This window comes from Pseudophaeobacter sp. TrK17, assembly GCF_042192375.1.
GTDB lineage: Bacteria > Pseudomonadota > Alphaproteobacteria > Rhodobacterales > Rhodobacteraceae > Pseudophaeobacter.
On record NZ_CP071701.1, the window covers coordinates 21,385 to 36,704 of the forward strand.

Genomic DNA, 15,320 nt, shown 5'->3' on the forward strand with positions numbered 1-15,320 from the left:
TCTCTTGGGTCTCCGTAACTTTTTTGACCGCATCGAGCCGAACTTTACCAAGGGCGGCAAGTGGGAGAAACTGTTCCCCATCTATGAGATGGTGGAAAGCTTCCTCTACACACCAAAGACGGTCACCACCGCAGCGCCTCATGCGCGGTCGTATATCGATATGAAGCGGATCATGACCTATGTGGTCATCGCAACGATCCCCTGCATTCTGTTTGGTCTGTATAACACCGGCCTGCAGGTCAACACCGCGCTTGGCGCCTACGAGGCCACGGGCTGGCGCGTCGCCGTGCTGGAATTCCTTGGCATTGGCTTTGACCCCAGCAATCCGCTGGTCAATATGGCGCATGGTCTGCTGTATTTCCTGCCGATCTATATCACCACACTGGTGGTTGGCGGCATCTGGGAAGTGATCTTTGCCACGGTGCGCGGCCATGAGGTCAACGAAGGCTTCCTGGTGACCTCGATGCTTTATGCCCTGATTGTGCCGGCCAGCATTCCGCTGTGGCAGGTGGCCTTGGGCATTTCATTTGGCGTTGTGATCGGCAAAGAGGTCTTTGGCGGCACGGGTAAGAACTTCCTCAACCCGGCACTGACCGGGCGGGCCTTTCTGTATTTTGCCTATCCGGCCTATATGTCCGGTGACAGCATCTGGACGCCTGTTGACGGGTTTTCCGGCGCCACTGCGCTGTCGGTGTCTGCCTCTTCCGGGTTTGACCAGCTGGCGGCCAACGGGGTTGAGTGGATGGATGCCTTTATCGGCACTATTCAGGGCTCCTTTGGGGAAACCTCAACCCTAGCTTGCCTGATCGGTCTGGCCTTCCTCTTGGTGACCAAGATCGCCAACTGGCGTCTGATCATTGGTTGCATGGCGGGCATGGTGGGTTTCTCGCTGCTGCTGAATGCGATTGGGTCTGACAGCAATCCGATGTTTGCAATGCCCTGGTACTGGCATCTGGTCACCGGTGGTTTTGCCTTTGGCATGGTCTTTATGGTCACCGAGCCGGTTTCGGCCAGCCACACCAATATGGGTCGCTATATCTATGGCGCGCTGATTGGCTTCATGGTGGTGATGATCCGGGTGATCAACCCGGCCTTCCCCGAAGGCATGATGCTGGCCATCCTGTTCGGCAACGTCTTTGCGCCGCTGATCGACTACTTTGTCGTGCAGGCCAATATCAAACGGAGAGCGAAGCGTCATGTCTGAGCAAACCAAAAAAGGCGCGATCCAGCGCTTCCTTGAGGCCTCGCCTGATTCAACCGGCAAAACCCTGTTTGTCGCTGTGGCGCTCTGCCTCTGTGCCTCGATGATCGTTTCGGCGGCGGCGGTGGCTCTGCGCCCGACGCAGGAAGCCAACAAGCTGAAAGACAAGCAGATCAACATTCTGCAGGTCGCGGGCCTGTATCAGCCCGGCGTGAATGTGACAGAGGCCTTTGGCGCCTCCTTTGAACCGCATGTTCTGGAGCTGGCCACTGGCCGGTTTACCGAGGACTTCGATGTGGCGACTTTTGATGACCGCGCCGCGGCGGATGATCCGGCGACCTCGATTGCGTTGGAGGATGATCCGGCCTCGATCGGGCGGCAGTCCAAATACATGACCGTCTACCTGCTGAAGGATGACGCGGGTGAGATCGACAAGGTGATCCTGCCGCTGCATGGCTATGGTCTGTGGTCGACGCTCTATGGCTTTATCGCGGTGGAAGAAAACGGCAATGACATCTTTGGCCTGCAGTTCTACAGCCACGCCGAAACCCCCGGTCTGGGCGCCGAGGTGGACAACCCCCGCTGGAAGGCCCTGTGGAAGGGCAAACAGCTGACGGATGAGGCGGGTGAGCTGCAAATCACCGTGGCCAAAACCGCGCCCGCCGCTGGCAAAGAGTTCCATGTGGACGCCCTGTCCGGTGCAACGCTGACCTCGGCTGGTGTCGACAATCTGGTGCGTTTCTGGATGGGCGAAACCGGGTATGCGCCGTTCCTTGCCAATCTCAAAGCAGGAGATATCTGATGTCCCAGACACGTAGGGAAATGCTGCTCGACCCATTGGTCGACAATAACCCGATCACCCTGCAGGTGCTTGGCATCTGTTCCGCCCTGGCGGTGACCTCCTCGCTCAAGGTGGCGCTGGTGATGACCCTCGCGGTGACGCTGGTGACGGCGTTTTCGTCCATGTTCATTTCGGTGCTGCGCAACCAGATCCCCAGCTCGATCCGCATTATCGTGCAGATGGTGATTATCGCGTCCTTGGTGATCCTGGTGGATCAGGTGCTCAAGGCCTATGCCTTTGAGATCTCCAAAACCCTGTCGGTTTTTGTGGGTCTGATCATCACCAACTGTATCGTCATGGGCCGCGCCGAAGCCTTTGCCATGAAGAACCCGCCGGTGGCCTCCTTTATCGACGGCATCGGCAACGGTTTGGGCTATGGTCTGATCCTGATGCTGGTCGGCTTTTTCCGCGAGCTGTTTGGCTCTGGCTCGCTGTTTGGGGTCACCATTCTGGAAACCGTGAACAACGGTGGCTGGTATGTGCCAAACGGGATGCTGTTGCTGCCGCCTTCGGCCTTTTTCATCATCGGTCTTTTGATCTGGGCCTTCCGCACCTGGAAGCCGGAACAGGTGGAAGAGCGTGAACATAAAATTCAAGTCGTAGAGGCCCACTGATGGAAGCGCTCCTCTCTCTCGCGGTCAAGGCGATCTTTGTTGAGAACCTGGCCCTCTCTTTCTTTCTCGGCATGTGTACCTTCATCGCCGTTTCCAAGAAAATCTCCACCGCCATTGGTCTGGGGATTTCGGTGATGATCGTGCAGGCCATTACCGTGCCGGCCAACAACCTGATCCTGACCTACCTGCTGGCGCCTGGCGCCCTGGGCTGGGCCGGATTTCCCGATGTGGATCTGACCTTTCTGGGGCTGATCTCCTATATCGGCGTCATCGCGGCGCTGGTGCAGATCCTAGAGATGGTTTTGGATAAATACTTTCCGCCGCTTTACAACGCGCTGGGGATTTTCCTGCCACTGATCACCGTGAATTGCGCCATCCTGGGGGGCTCGCTCTTCATGGTAGAACGCGACTACGGCTTTGCCGAGGCGGCGACCTATGGCATCTCCTCCGGGTTTGGCTGGGCACTGGCGATCACTGCCATGGCCGGTGTGCGCGAAAAGCTGAAGTATTCTGACATTCCTGATGGTCTGCAGGGTCTTGGCATTACCTTCATCACTGCGGGACTGATGGCTATGGCCTTCATGTCCTTCAGTGGCGTGAAACTGTAAGGGGCTGGCACAATGGCTACTTTTGGACTTGGCATTGTCCTTTTTACCCTGATCGTTCTGGCGCTGGTCAGCATCATCATCGCGGCCCGTTCCAAGCTGGTTTCCACCGGCAATGTGAACATCACCATCAACGGCGAGAAAACCATCTCAGTCCCTGCCGGCGGTAAGCTGCTGCAAACCCTGGCGGCGGAAAAACTGTTTGTGCCTTCGGCCTGTGGCGGTGGTGGCACCTGTGCCCAGTGTCGGGTGCGGGTGCATTCCGGTGGCGGGTCGATCCTGCCAACCGAGGAAGGCCATATCACCAAGCGTGAGGCCGGTTGTGGTGACCGTCTGTCCTGTCAGGTTGCGGTCAAGCAGGACATGGAAGTGGAAGTGCCCGAAGAGGTCTTTGGCGTCAAAAAGTGGGAATGCACCGTGCGTTCCAATGAAAACGTCGCCACCTTTATCAAGGCGCTTATTCTGGATCTGCCCGAAGGCGAGGATGTGAATTTCCGCGCGGGGGGCTACATCCAGATCGAAGCCCCGGCCCATGCGCTGAAGTACACCGACTTTGACATCGAAGAAGACTACCGCGCCGATTGGGATCGCTTTAACCTCTGGCAGTATGAATCGGTTGTGTCTGAACCGGTTGAGCGCGCCTATTCCATGGCCAACTACCCGGATGAAAAGGGCATGATCATGCTCAATGTCCGGGTTGCCTCGCCGCCCCCCGGGTCTGAGGGCATCCCAGCGGGCATGATGTCGAGCTACATCTTCAACCTCAAGCCCGGCGACAAGGTCACCATCTCTGGTCCCTTTGGCGAATTCTTTGCCCGCGACACGCAAAAAGAGATGGTCTTTATCGGCGGCGGTGCCGGTATGGCGCCCATGCGCAGCCATATCTTTGACCAGCTCAAACGGCTGGAAAACCGCGATCGCAAGATCAGCTTCTGGTACGGCGCACGCTCCAAGAAAGAGATGTTCTTTGTTGAGGACTTCGACACTCTGGCAGCAGAGTTTGACAACTTTGATTGGCACGTGGCCCTGTCGGATGCGATGCCAGAAGATGAATGGACCGGCCACACCGGGTTTATCCATAACGTGCTGTTTGAAGAGTACCTGAAAAACCACCCGGCGCCGGAAGACTGCGAGTTCTACATGTGTGGTCCGCCGATCATGAACCAATCGGTGATCAACATGCTGCTCGACCTTGGTGTCGACCGTGAAGACATCATGCTGGATGATTTTGGCGGCTAAGCTGCTCTGAAAAGATCGAAAAAGCGGCTCCCGTATCGGGGGCCGTTTTTGTTTGGCGATGGGGGTAAGGCCGGGGCCCTAGGGTAAATCAGGGGCTGATTTGCCTAGCGCCTTGCGCGCCAGATCCAGAAAGGCCGCGTGCTCTTGTGGTGTCAGCGCTTGCAGCATTTCTCCCTGCATCTGTTCCACCAGCGGCAGAACCTCTTCAAATAGCCCCTGGCCTTTTTCGGTGAGCCGCACTTCGCGGGCGCGCCGGTCGCGCGCGCTGACGCTGCGGGTGACATAGCCTTTTTGATCCAGCCGGTCGATCACCCCGCCAATGGTGGCCCGGTCATAGGCGATCTTGGCCGCAACGCCCGCCTGGTCGATGCCGGGGCAGGAGGCAATGGCATCCATGGCCGCAAACTGAACCGGTGTCAGGTCGTAGCCGGTCGCCTGCATCTGTTTTGCAAAGATATGGGTGGAGACCTGGTTCAGCCTGCGGATCAGGTGGCCCGCCATATTCTGTACTCGCATCGCCTGTTCCTTCTGCTCTCAAGCGCTCTTTCCTGTGTAATACAGCTGAGGTCCGGATGATAGGAAGTGTACATACTAATTTCTTGACTCAATATAGTAAGCATAGATACTAATTGCAGCGACAGCCCCAGCGGCGTGGGTTCACATTGAAGGAGCATGGCAATGCAGTTTTACAAAGAAGGCTTTCGAGGCGGCAATCCGGATGTAAAACCCACAGCAGCTGATCTGCGCGCGCGGGGGGCCTATGAGGCGCTGCCGGACCGGGTCGATGTGCTGATTGCCGGCTGCGGTCCGGCGGGGCTGTGTCTGGCGGCGCAGTTGGCGCAGGCGCCCGAAATCAAAACCATGATTGTAGATCCCAAACCCGGTCCCATCGAAAAGGGACAGGCCGATGGGGTCAATACCCGCACCATGGAGATGTTTCAGGCCTTTGGCTTTGCCGAAACGGTCAAGCGGGAAAGCTACTGGGTGAACCAGACGGCATTTTGGTCACCGGACCCCAAGAACCCGGCGCATATCAGCTGTATTGGCCGGGTGCAGGATGTGCCAGAGGGCTCTTCGGAGATGCCACACACGCTGATTAACCAGGCGCGGGTGCATGAATTGTTCCTGGAGGTGATGAAAAACGCCCCAACCCGGCTGGAACCGGATTATTCTTGGGCGGTCTGCGATCTCGAGATAGACCCTACGACCAGCGATCATCCGGTTACGGTTACGCTGGAAAACACCGGCATCAACGCCGGTGAGACCAAAACGGTCCGGGCCAACTATGTGGTGGGCTGTGATGGGGCGCGCTCGAAGGTGCGCAGTGCGATTGGGGGCGAGCTGCACGGGGATGCAGCCCATCAGGCCTGGGGCGTGATGGACATTCTGGCCAATACCGACTTTCCGGATGTGCGGCAGAAATGCCTGATCACCTCGGCGACAGAGGGCAATATCCTGATCCTGCCCCGCGAGGGCGGCTATCTGTTTCGCATGTATGTGGAGCTGGACAAGCTGAACCCGGATGAACGTGTTTCCAGCCGTAACTTTACCGCCGATCACATGATCGAAGCGGCGAACAGGATCATGCAGCCCTACAGTATCGACGTGAAAGAGGTGGTCTGGTGGTCCATTTACGAGATTGGCCACCGGCTGACCGACCGGTTTGATGATGTGCCTGCGGGGCAGGACCGGAACCCACGGGTCTTTACCGCCGGGGATGCCTGCCACACCCATAGCCCCAAGGCCGGGCAGGGGATGAACGTCTCGATGCAGGACAGTTTCAACCTCGGCTGGAAACTGATGCAGGTCTTTAAGGGGCGCTCGGATCCCAGCCTTCTGCGCAGCTACTCGGCTGAACGTTGGGTCGAGGCAAAGCGGCTGATCGAGACGGATCACCAATGGGCGCGGATCATGTCGGCTCCGGCCGGAGAGTCCGAGCTCGACAGTGGCGACATGCCACGGTTTCAGAAACAGTTCGTCGAGAACCTGGAGTTCACCGGCGGGTTGGCGGTGAAATATGATGCCTCAGCGCTGACAGGGCATGAGACTCATCAGGATCTGGCAACGGGGTTTGAGATTGGGCGGCGCTTTCACTCTGCTCCGGTGGTTCGGGTGGCTGATGCCATGCAGATGCAGCTGGGCCACGTGGCGGAGGCCGATGGCCGCTGGCGGATCTATGCCTTTGCCGGTCAGGATAGCGCCGCAGGGTCCGATCTGTATCGGCTGTGTGAGTGGTTGATGAATGACCCTGACTCGGCTGCGCAAAAGTACCGCCGCCCGGAGGAGGACATTGATGCAGTGATCGACCTGCGCGCCATCTTCCAGCAGGGCTTTGATGCGCTACTGGACCAGCAGATTCCCGAGATCCTGAAACCCTGCACGGGCAAGCTGGGCCTGCAGGACCACGAGAAGATCTTTTGTGTCGATCACAAAGACGCCGGGGATATATTCGAGATGCGTGGCGTTGATCGCGAGGCGGGCTGCATGGTTGTGGTGCGGCCAGATCAGTATGTCGCCCATGTGCTGCCGCTTGATGCCCATGCCCAGCTGAGCAGCTTCTTTGATGGGGTGTTCCGCTCCCCCAGCACTTAGTCTGGGCGCGTCCCGTCGGCTGTTCAGGTTGAGCTCCCAGTTAGAGGCTCTTCTCAATGTTTGACTATAATGGTTATGATATATAATCATTATGGAGACTCACGTTGAGTACAGGGAGCGTTTGACCCTTAGGGGGTTCACTGGGAGGCGAATAAATGCGGATTGACGGACAAATTGCGTTAGTGACAGGTGGCGGCAGTGGTCTTGGGGCGGCGACGGCGCGGCTGTTGGCGGGGCAGGGGGCCAAGGTGGCGATCCTGGATTTTGATCTCACCCGGGCTCAAGCGGTCGCCGCTGAAATTGGCGGCGTTGCGGTGCAGGCGGATGTCAGCGATGAGGCGGCGGTAAGTGCTGCCATGGACAGCGCTATAGATCAGTTGGGCGGCGTACCCCGGATTGCGATCAGCTGTGCCGGCGTTGGCATGGCGGCGCGGATTGTCGGGCGCGAAGGCAAACTGTCCTTTGACGTGTTTGAAAAGACCCTGCGGGTCAATTTGTTTGGCACTTACAATGTGATGAGCCACGCGGCGCGCCGTATGGCCGAGCTGGAGCCGCTGGGTGATGGCGAACGCGGCGTGGTGATCAATACCGCATCTGTTGCCTTTGAAGATGGTCAACTGGGGCAGGCCGCCTATGCGGCGTCAAAAGGGGCTATTGCCTCCATGTGTCTGCCTGCCGCGCGAGAGTTTGCCCAGTCCGGCATTCGCGTCATGGCCATCGCACCGGGGCTGTTTCAGACCCCGATGATGGAGGGGCTGCCGCCGGAAATCGCCGAAAAGATCACCGCAAATATTCCCTTCCCCGCGCGTTTGGGGGACCCGGAAGAATTTGCCCTTTTGGCCCAGCAGATCATTTCGAACCCGTTTTTGAACGGGACCACAATTCGTCTGGACGGTGCCGTGCGCCTGCCGCCACGCTGAGGAAACGACAATGAGCGACCCAATTCTGAAGATCGAGATCGCCGATACGATCGCGACGCTGACCATGAACCGCCCCGACAAGCGCAACGCCATGTGTGAAGAGCTGCTGATGGCCCTGGACGCATTCTTTTCCGCGCCGCCCAAAGAGGTGCGGGTGGTGATTCTGACTGGTACTGCGGGCCATTTCTGCTCGGGGCTGGATCTGTCGGAACATGTTCACCGCTCCGCCGAAGAGAACCTGTATCACTCGCGCCACTGGCATGCGGTGATGGAGAAAATCCAGTTCGGCGGGCTTGCCGTGGTCTCGGCCATCTTTGGCGCAGCCATCGGCGGCGGGCTGGAGCTTGCCTCATCGACCCATGTGCGTATCGCCGAAGACTCGACAATTTTCCAACTGCCCGAAGGGCGACGGGGCATTTTTGTCGGCGGTGGCGCAACGGCGCGTGTTGGTCGCTTGTTAGGGCCGGATCGCATGACCGAAATGATGCTGACGGGTCGCAAATACAATGCCGCAGAAGGCCTGGCTTTGGGGCTGACCCATTATGCCGTGGGCGAGGGTGAAGCCCTGCCACTGGCGCAGCAGCTTGCAGGTAAGATTGCCCGCAATGCGCCGCTGTCCAACTATCTGATGATCCAGTCGATTGCGCGGATCAATGACATGTCGCAAAGCGACGGATTGTTCACGGAATCCCTGGCCGCTGCCCTGTCCCAGACAACCCCCGACGCCGAAGAAGGCCTGAAGGCCTTTCTTGAAAAACGCGCGCCAAAGTTTCGGTGAGGATATGAAAAAGCTTGAAGGAAAAGCGAGCGGATCCTCCGATGTGGTTACATCGGACGTGACCCATGTCAGCGATGCCACCCTACGTCAGTTCATGGGCTATCACATGAAGCGGGCGTTCAACATCATTCAGAGCGATCTGGGGCGCACGCTCAAACCCTTTGATTTGCGGATGTTGACCTATACGGCGCTGGTTCTGATTGTGGACAACCCCGGTCTGCGGCAGTCGCAGCTGGCGGATGCCATGGATGTGGAACGCCCCAATCTGGTGGTGATCATCGACGAGCTGGAGCGTCGCGAGCTGATTGTTCGCGACCGGGTCCCAACGGACCGGCGCGCCTATGCCCTGAAGGTGACGCTCACCGGGCGGCAGCTGTATGAGAAAGCCGTGGCTGCGGTTACCGCCCACGAAGAGCAGCTTTTACAGCAGCTTGACGGTGATACGCGTCAGATCGTTATCGCCGCATTGAAAACAATCGAGACCAATAGAGGGAAAGCTTAGCTTATGAAACGCACGTCGCAATTTCTCAGTCACTCGATTTCCCGTGAAGACCGCGCCGATGGCGCCATTTTGTTGCGCTCGACCCATGGCCTGGGGCCAGTTGTCGACAAGACTTCTGATTGGTTGCACCGCTGGGCCAAGGAGGCACCGGATCGGGTGTTCCTGGCAGAGCGCAGCGGTGCCGGCTGGCGCGAGGAAAGTTATAGCACCACGTTGCAAAAGGTGCGGCAGATCGCACAGTCGCTGCTGGCACGGGGGATGGGCGCAGATACGCCGATCCTGATCATGTCCGGCAATGGGGTGGATCACGGGCTTTTGGCCCTGGCGGCACAGTATGTCGGTGTGCCGGTGGCCCCGGTGGCTGAACAATATTCGCTGATTCACGGCGCCCATGGGCGGTTGCGTCAGGCGATCGAGCTGCTGCAACCGACCATGGCCTATGTGGTGGATGCGGATCAGTATGGCGAGGCCCTGAAGCTGGACGCCCTGGAAGGTGTCGAGATCGTCGCCAGCCGTCCTGGCAGCATTGAAACGGTCACGACATTTGATGCCTTGTTGCAGGGTGATGCCAGCGTTGACCTGTATGCAGCCAATGGGCAGGTCGGCCCGGATACCGTGGCAAAGATCCTGATGACTTCGGGCTCAACCTCGGCGCCCAAAGGGGTGCTGACGACCCATCGGATGATGTGCGTCAACCAGACCCAACTGGCTGACGGGCTGCCGTTTTTACGTGATCGCCCCCCTCGGGTGGTGGACTGGCTGCCGTGGAACCATGTCTTTGGCGGCTCGCATAACTTCAACATGATGCTGGCCAACGGCGGCAGCTTTTACATCGATGACGGCAAGCCGGTCAAAGGCCTGTTTGACCGTACGCTGGAAAACCTGTCGATGGTGACAGGCAGCCTGGTGTTCAACGTGCCGGTTGGCTTTGCCATGCTGCGCGACGCGCTGGAAAAGGACGCGGCTTTGCGTCAGCGGTTCTTTGAAAACCTGGATCTGCTGTTCTACGCCGGGGCCTCGCTGCCGCAGGATGTTTGGCAAAGCTTTGAGAAGATGGCGGTAGAGATCAAAGGCGAAGTGCCGTTGATGACATCCTCCTGGGGGCTGACCGAAACCGCCCCCGCCACCATGATGCAGCAAGAGCCCATTGGCCGGTCTGGTGTTGTTGGGGTGCCGATGAACGGTGTCACCGCCAAGCTGATCCCGGATGCCGACATGCGCTGCGAAGTGCGGGTCAAAGGCCCCAATATCATGCCGGGCTATTATCAAGATCCGCAAAAGACCAAAGAAGCCTTTGATAACGAAGGCTATTTCATCACCGGCGACGCCATGGTTTTTGTCGATCCTGACGATGTGAACAAGGGCATGAAGTTTGACGGACGTATTTCCGAAGACTTCAAACTGCTGACTGGGACCTGGGTGCGCGCGGCAGGGCTGCGGATCGAAATGCTCGCCTGCCTGGCACCGCTGGCAGCGGATCTGGTGATCACCGGGCAGGATCGCGATGAAATTGGTTTGATGATCTTCCCGGACCGGGATGCGCTGGTAGCGGCTGGGTTCACACTGGAAGAGGAAGGCGGCGTTCTGACCTGCCCGAAACTTCTGTCAGAGATCCATCACCGCCTGAACGAACGTTCAGGTCGTGTGTCTGGCTCATCGACGCGGGTGGCGCGGGCGATTGTGCTGGCAGAGCCTGCCTCACTGACCGAGGGTGAAGTCACTGCCAAGGGCAACCTGAATTTCCGCAAGGTGCTGACGGGTCGCGCCAATCTGCTGAAACGGCTTTATGATGACGCGGATAGCGGCATCGCAAAACTCTAAAGGAAACAAAATGGTAGATATTTCCAAAGTCCGTGCAATCGACTTTCATACCCATGCTGAAGAATCCTGTGGTTGCCATGCGGATGACGGCTATGACGAATTGCAAAGCACCATGGCCAAGTATTTTGGCGCCCCATGGCAGCACCCGCCCACCATTCCCGAAACTGCCGCACATTACCGCAAGCAAAACATCGCGGCGGTGATTTTTCCGGTCGATGCCGAACGCGAGACTGGCTATCGCCGGTATTCCAACGATGAGGTGATCGAGCTGGTCAAGCAGAACGATGACGTGCTGATCCCCTTTGCCTCGATTGACCCCTGGAAGGGTAAGATGGCGGTGCGCGAAGCCCGCCGCCTGATCGAGGAACACGGCATCAAGGGCTTTAAATTCCACCCCACCATGCAGGGGTTCTACCCCAATGATCGCATGGCCTACCCGTTCTATGAGGTGCTGGCCGAGCACGGCTGTATCGCCCTGTTTCACACCGGCCAGACCGGTGTTGGCTCGGGCATGCCCGGTGGCAATGGCATGCGGCTGAAATACTCCAACCCTATGTATATGGATGATGTGGCGGTTGATTTCCCGGATATGAAAATCATCCTGGCCCACCCCTCCTTCCCCTGGCAGGAAGAGGCGCTATCGGTGGCCCAGCATAAGCCAAATGTCTATATCGACCTGTCGGGCTGGTCGCCGAAATACTTCCCGCCAATCCTGGTGCGCTACTGCAATTCGATCTTGAAGAAGAAGGTGTTGTTTGGCTCGGACTGGCCGATGATCAGCCCCGAGCGCTGGCTGAACGCCTTTGAGCAGATCGACATCAAGGACGAGCTGCGCGAAGACATCATCAAAAACAACGGCGCACGGCTGTTGGGATTGATGTAAATGACAGTTCCAATCCCGGCGCTCGCAGCGCTGGGATTGGTCGGTCTTTGTCGGTGATCGTGACCCCTTATTTTGGTTCAGGTCGATGATCCGCGTGCGCGTGCTTATGACGCTTGGCCAAAGAAATCAGACACTTACAGGCTGTCAGGGATCGTCAAGTTGTTGCCGTATATTAAAAAATTGGCGGTTTACTCCAGTTCAAGCCGCGAGCTCAATGGCGCATCCAGCCCATTCACAAAATGCGTCTGCCCGTTTCCGGCGGAAAGTTGTTGCGGTCATTGTATGGCGGCGAGGGCGGAACAGGTTCGCGGTTTCATCATGGACAGCGAGAAACCTCTGCGCTTGGCGGGCGGATTTGAACCGGCCCAGGATCTTCTCTCGTTTCCGTGTCAGCCTGTGCGACCCTTCGCAGCCTTTGTGCGCTCGATGGTCCATGGCCAACCCAAGCTTGCGTAGGACGGCACTGTAGCTGGGCAGCTTGTCGGTTATGATGACACGCGGCATGCCCCAGCGGGCGAGCAGCCTGGAGATAATCCGCTTGGCAGCGCGGGCATTTCGGCGGGTTTGCACCAGAAGATCGAGTATTTCACCGTTGCTGTCGACAGCGCGCCAAGGCCAATGTTTCTTGCCCCGGATCGTGATCACCACTTCGTCCAAATGCCATTTGTCGGTGGGCTGCCTGCGTGCCGCTCGGACACGCTTCGCTATCTGCGCCCCGAATTTTCCGGCCCATGCCCGGATGGTTTCATAGCTTACAGTGTCACCGCGCTCGGCAAGGAGGTCCTCAACGTCCCGCAAGCTGAGCGCAAAGCGGTGGTATGCCCAAACAGCGTAGGAAACGATGGACCGTGGGAAGCGGTAGCCTTGTAAGCGGGTTGGGAGGTTTGGCTGATCATCGGCACTTGCTACAATCAGTCAGCTGGATGGGCAACGACTTGACGATCGCACGGGTTCAGTTCGAACTGATTGAGAACACGAGATAGGGTCATGTCGTGGGTGCGATCACTTGAGGTTTTGCCCCTGCAAAGTCGGGAACGGGCGCTCACTCCTCCGAGCACGACAGGGAAACTGGGTAAAAATGCGCAGATCTGATCCGGCCCTCATGTAACGATTTCTGAGCTCCATTGCTTTGCCGTGGGCGCGGCCATGCCCAGCAGGTCGACCGCCCGTGCCGCGATTTGGCCAACGACTTCCGCAACCTCTTTGGGTTTCAAATAGAAGGCTGGGACTGGCGGTAGAATTATTGTGCCTTGCTCGGTGGCTGCTGTCATATTTCTGAGATGAGCAAGCGTTAGCGGCGCTTCCCTCGCCAAAAGGATGAGACGACGACGTTCCTTGAGTTGGACACTGGCCGCACGGGTCAGCAGATTGTCATCCAAACCATTTGCGATTGCTGCCAGCGAACGCATGGAACAGGGTGCGACTATCATACCACAAACCGGCACCGAGCCCGAGGCAATGCTGGCGCCTATATTGTCGATGGCGTGGGTACGCGTGACCAGAGCTTTGAGGGTTTCATGAGCATCTGGCCCACATTCTTCTCGCAGGGTGCGTGTGGCGGCGTTGCTCGTGACCAAGTCAATTTCCACACCAAGATCATTCAACTGGCGCGCGACCGACAGACCCAATGCTGCGCCTGATGCACCGGAGATACCCAAAATGACGCGGGACACACTCATGACTTCAACTCCGGCATCAACCGCGAAATCAAGTCTGCAGCAAATGTCGCATCATTGTCGGATATCTTCATAACGTCGCCCCAGTCCCGGCTGGTTTCACCGTCGATTTTGGTGGTGGCATCAATGCCCATCTTTCCGGCAAGGCCCGGCTGCGGTGACGCGAAATCCAGATAGTCCATCGGCGTATTTTCCACCAGCATCACGTCGCGGACGGGGTCCATGCGCGTGGCCATTACCCAAGCAATGTCATCCCAATTCCTTGGATCTATATCGGCGTCCACAACCACGATCATCTTGGTGTAACTGAACTGCGGCAACATCCCCCACAGCGCCATCATCACCCGGCGCGCCTGACCCGGATACCGCTTGTGAATGCTGACAACCGCGATCCTGTAAGAACAAGCGGCAGGGGGCAACCAAAGATCGCGGATTTCCGGGATCTGGGACTGAATCGTTGGCAGGGCCAATCGGTTGAACACCCCGCCGATGATTGCCGGTTCATCGGGCGGACGCCCTGTGTAGGTGGATAGATAGATTGGGTCTTTGCGGTGGGTGATGGCCGTGACATTCATGACCGGAAAGGGCTCGGCGGGGTTGTAGTATCCAGTATGATCCCCGAACGGCCCCTCGGGGGCAGTCTCGGACGGTGACACCCACCCTTCAAGAATGATTTCGGCGTTGGCAGGCACCATAAGGGGTATGGTTCTGGCCTGAACAAGCTGCGGACGCAGGCCGTTCAGAGCGCCGGCGAATGTCAGTTCGGAAACGGTTTCCGGCAAAGGCAGAGCGGCAGAAAGCAACGTCGCCGGATCGGCGCCAAGTACGATGGCAACCGGTGTTTTTTCACCTTGTCTTGCCCAGCTCTTGTGATGCGCTGCCCCTCCGCGATGGGGCAACCAACGCATGATCAACCTGTCACGGTCCAGAACCTGCGCCCGATAGACACCCGCATTATAGGCGGCAATATCCTGGGTCACGCTTGTGTATGGACGGGTCAACACAACCGGCCAGGTGATCAGCGAACCAACGTCGCCCGGCCAATGGGTTTGCACGGGAATGACCCCAAGGTCGACCTGCGCCCCGTCCAGAGCGACCTGCTGCACTGGCGCCGATTTCACGACCTTCGGGCGAGTTGCCATGGCCGCCTTCAGCATAGGCCAACGTGATAGGGCATCCCGAAACCCGTCGGGGGGGGCGGGCGATTTCAGGGCTGCAAGAAATGTCCCCAGATCATCGAGTTCATCGCAGGTAACACCCAAACCTGCAGCGACACGTTCTGCGGTTCCGAACAGGTTGACAACGACTGGCATTTTTGCGGCCGACCCGTCTGCGTTCGCCGGATGGTCAAAGCGCAGCACAGGGCCGTTCGCCTCTAGAACCGCGCGATGCACAGCGGTCATCTGGTGGCGTAGGGATACCGGATCGGTCAGGGCCTTAAGTTGACCCGCCTGCAAACACCAATCCAGAAAACTGCGCAAATCGGGGTATGATGGCAGGCTACGAATGGGACTTCTCCGAATGGGTGATTTGGAGAGCGCCTAGCAGCAATGAAGCGGCAAGAAATTGACGATCGTCAATTAATCACAATTCACAACCCTTTAAGAAGGCCCGACGAAGACCCCCGTTTGCGACACCGAAAAAGGAT

15 protein-coding genes are annotated in these 15,320 nt (G+C 58.0%); 11 read left to right on the plus strand and 4 right to left on the minus strand.

All coding sequences use genetic code 11. From position 1 onward, the window contains the following. Nucleotides 1-4 precede the first annotated feature (4 nt). The 5 genes from JZI28_RS20825 to nqrF are packed head-to-tail and all read left to right on the plus strand — an operon-like array spanning nucleotide 5 to nucleotide 4,500. The gene (locus JZI28_RS20825; protein ID WP_295453587.1) at nucleotides 5-1,204 is read left to right on the plus strand and encodes an NADH:ubiquinone reductase (Na(+)-transporting) subunit B; all 1,200 of its coding nucleotides are present in this window, start codon (nucleotides 5-7) and stop codon (nucleotides 1,202-1,204) included. Next, entirely contained in the window at nucleotides 1,197-2,003 is an 807-nt protein-coding gene (locus JZI28_RS20830) for a Na(+)-translocating NADH-quinone reductase subunit C (RefSeq protein WP_375700223.1), read from the plus strand. The genes JZI28_RS20825 and JZI28_RS20830 overlap by 8 nt, the downstream gene beginning before the upstream one ends. Then, entirely contained in the window at nucleotides 2,003-2,656 is a 654-nt protein-coding gene (locus JZI28_RS20835) for an NADH:ubiquinone reductase (Na(+)-transporting) subunit D (RefSeq protein WP_297338610.1), read from the plus strand. Before JZI28_RS20830 ends, JZI28_RS20835 begins: the two co-directional genes overlap by 1 nt. Beyond that, the gene (gene nqrE, locus JZI28_RS20840; RefSeq protein WP_295453597.1) at nucleotides 2,656-3,264 is read left to right on the plus strand and encodes an NADH:ubiquinone reductase (Na(+)-transporting) subunit E; all 609 of its coding nucleotides are present in this window, start codon (nucleotides 2,656-2,658) and stop codon (nucleotides 3,262-3,264) included. The genes JZI28_RS20835 and nqrE overlap by 1 nt, the downstream gene beginning before the upstream one ends. 12 nt (nucleotides 3,265-3,276) lie before the next feature. Further along, nucleotides 3,277-4,500: an NADH:ubiquinone reductase (Na(+)-transporting) subunit F gene (gene nqrF / locus JZI28_RS20845; RefSeq protein ID WP_295453600.1), complete on the plus strand. Its 1,224-nt coding sequence runs from the start codon at nucleotides 3,277-3,279 to the stop codon at nucleotides 4,498-4,500. A 78-nt stretch (nucleotides 4,501-4,578) separates the two neighbouring features. Here the strand turns inward: nqrF and JZI28_RS20850 are convergent, their stop codons facing one another. Then, the gene (locus JZI28_RS20850) at nucleotides 4,579-5,016 is read right to left on the minus strand and encodes a MarR family winged helix-turn-helix transcriptional regulator (RefSeq protein ID WP_348158446.1); all 438 of its coding nucleotides are present in this window, start codon (nucleotides 5,014-5,016) and stop codon (nucleotides 4,579-4,581) included. A gap of 162 nt (nucleotides 5,017-5,178) precedes the next feature. Here JZI28_RS20850 and JZI28_RS20855 point away from each other — a divergent pair, with 162 nt between their 5' ends. The 6 genes from JZI28_RS20855 to JZI28_RS20880 all read left to right on the plus strand — a co-directional run bounded on the left by JZI28_RS20855 (nucleotide 5,179) and on the right by JZI28_RS20880 (nucleotide 11,996). After that, nucleotides 5,179-7,092, plus strand: coding sequence for an FAD-dependent monooxygenase (locus JZI28_RS20855; protein WP_375700224.1), 1,914 nt, complete (start codon nucleotides 5,179-5,181; stop codon nucleotides 7,090-7,092). 155 nt (nucleotides 7,093-7,247) lie between these two features. Continuing rightward, nucleotides 7,248-8,012 carry an SDR family NAD(P)-dependent oxidoreductase gene (locus JZI28_RS20860; protein ID WP_375700225.1) on the plus strand — a complete coding sequence of 255 codons (765 nt, stop codon included), beginning with the start codon at nucleotides 7,248-7,250 and terminating at the stop codon, nucleotides 8,010-8,012. 10 nt (nucleotides 8,013-8,022) lie between these two features. Next, nucleotides 8,023-8,790 carry a crotonase/enoyl-CoA hydratase family protein gene (locus tag JZI28_RS20865; RefSeq protein ID WP_297338614.1) on the plus strand — a complete coding sequence of 256 codons (768 nt, stop codon included), beginning with the start codon at nucleotides 8,023-8,025 and terminating at the stop codon, nucleotides 8,788-8,790. Nucleotides 8,791-8,794: 4 nt separating this feature from the next. After that, the gene (locus JZI28_RS20870; RefSeq protein WP_297338615.1) at nucleotides 8,795-9,292 is read left to right on the plus strand and encodes a MarR family winged helix-turn-helix transcriptional regulator; all 498 of its coding nucleotides are present in this window, start codon (nucleotides 8,795-8,797) and stop codon (nucleotides 9,290-9,292) included. Nucleotides 9,293-9,295: 3 nt separating this feature from the next. Beyond that, nucleotides 9,296-11,113: a feruloyl-CoA synthase gene (locus JZI28_RS20875; protein ID WP_375700226.1), complete on the plus strand. Its 1,818-nt coding sequence runs from the start codon at nucleotides 9,296-9,298 to the stop codon at nucleotides 11,111-11,113. Between the two features lie 10 nt (nucleotides 11,114-11,123). Then, nucleotides 11,124-11,996 (plus strand): amidohydrolase family protein, encoded by an 873-nt coding sequence (locus tag JZI28_RS20880; protein ID WP_295453616.1) that lies wholly within the window; start codon nucleotides 11,124-11,126, stop codon nucleotides 11,994-11,996. A 198-nt stretch (nucleotides 11,997-12,194) separates the two neighbouring features. Here JZI28_RS20880 and JZI28_RS20885 read toward each other — a convergent pair whose 3' ends face one another. From JZI28_RS20885 to JZI28_RS20895, 3 genes are all read right to left on the minus strand, one after another. After that, complete coding sequence (locus JZI28_RS20885; RefSeq protein WP_375700264.1) at nucleotides 12,195-12,908, minus strand: IS6 family transposase; 714 nt, start codon at nucleotides 12,906-12,908, stop codon at nucleotides 12,195-12,197. Between the two features lie 188 nt (nucleotides 12,909-13,096). Beyond that, nucleotides 13,097-13,675, minus strand: coding sequence for a UbiX family flavin prenyltransferase (locus JZI28_RS20890; protein ID WP_375700227.1), 579 nt, complete (start codon nucleotides 13,673-13,675; stop codon nucleotides 13,097-13,099). Further along, nucleotides 13,672-15,180, minus strand: a complete 1,509-nt coding sequence (locus JZI28_RS20895; RefSeq protein WP_375700265.1) for a UbiD family decarboxylase — start codon at nucleotides 15,178-15,180, stop codon at nucleotides 13,672-13,674. The genes JZI28_RS20890 and JZI28_RS20895 overlap by 4 nt, the downstream gene beginning before the upstream one ends. Nucleotides 15,181-15,320 lie beyond the last annotated feature (140 nt).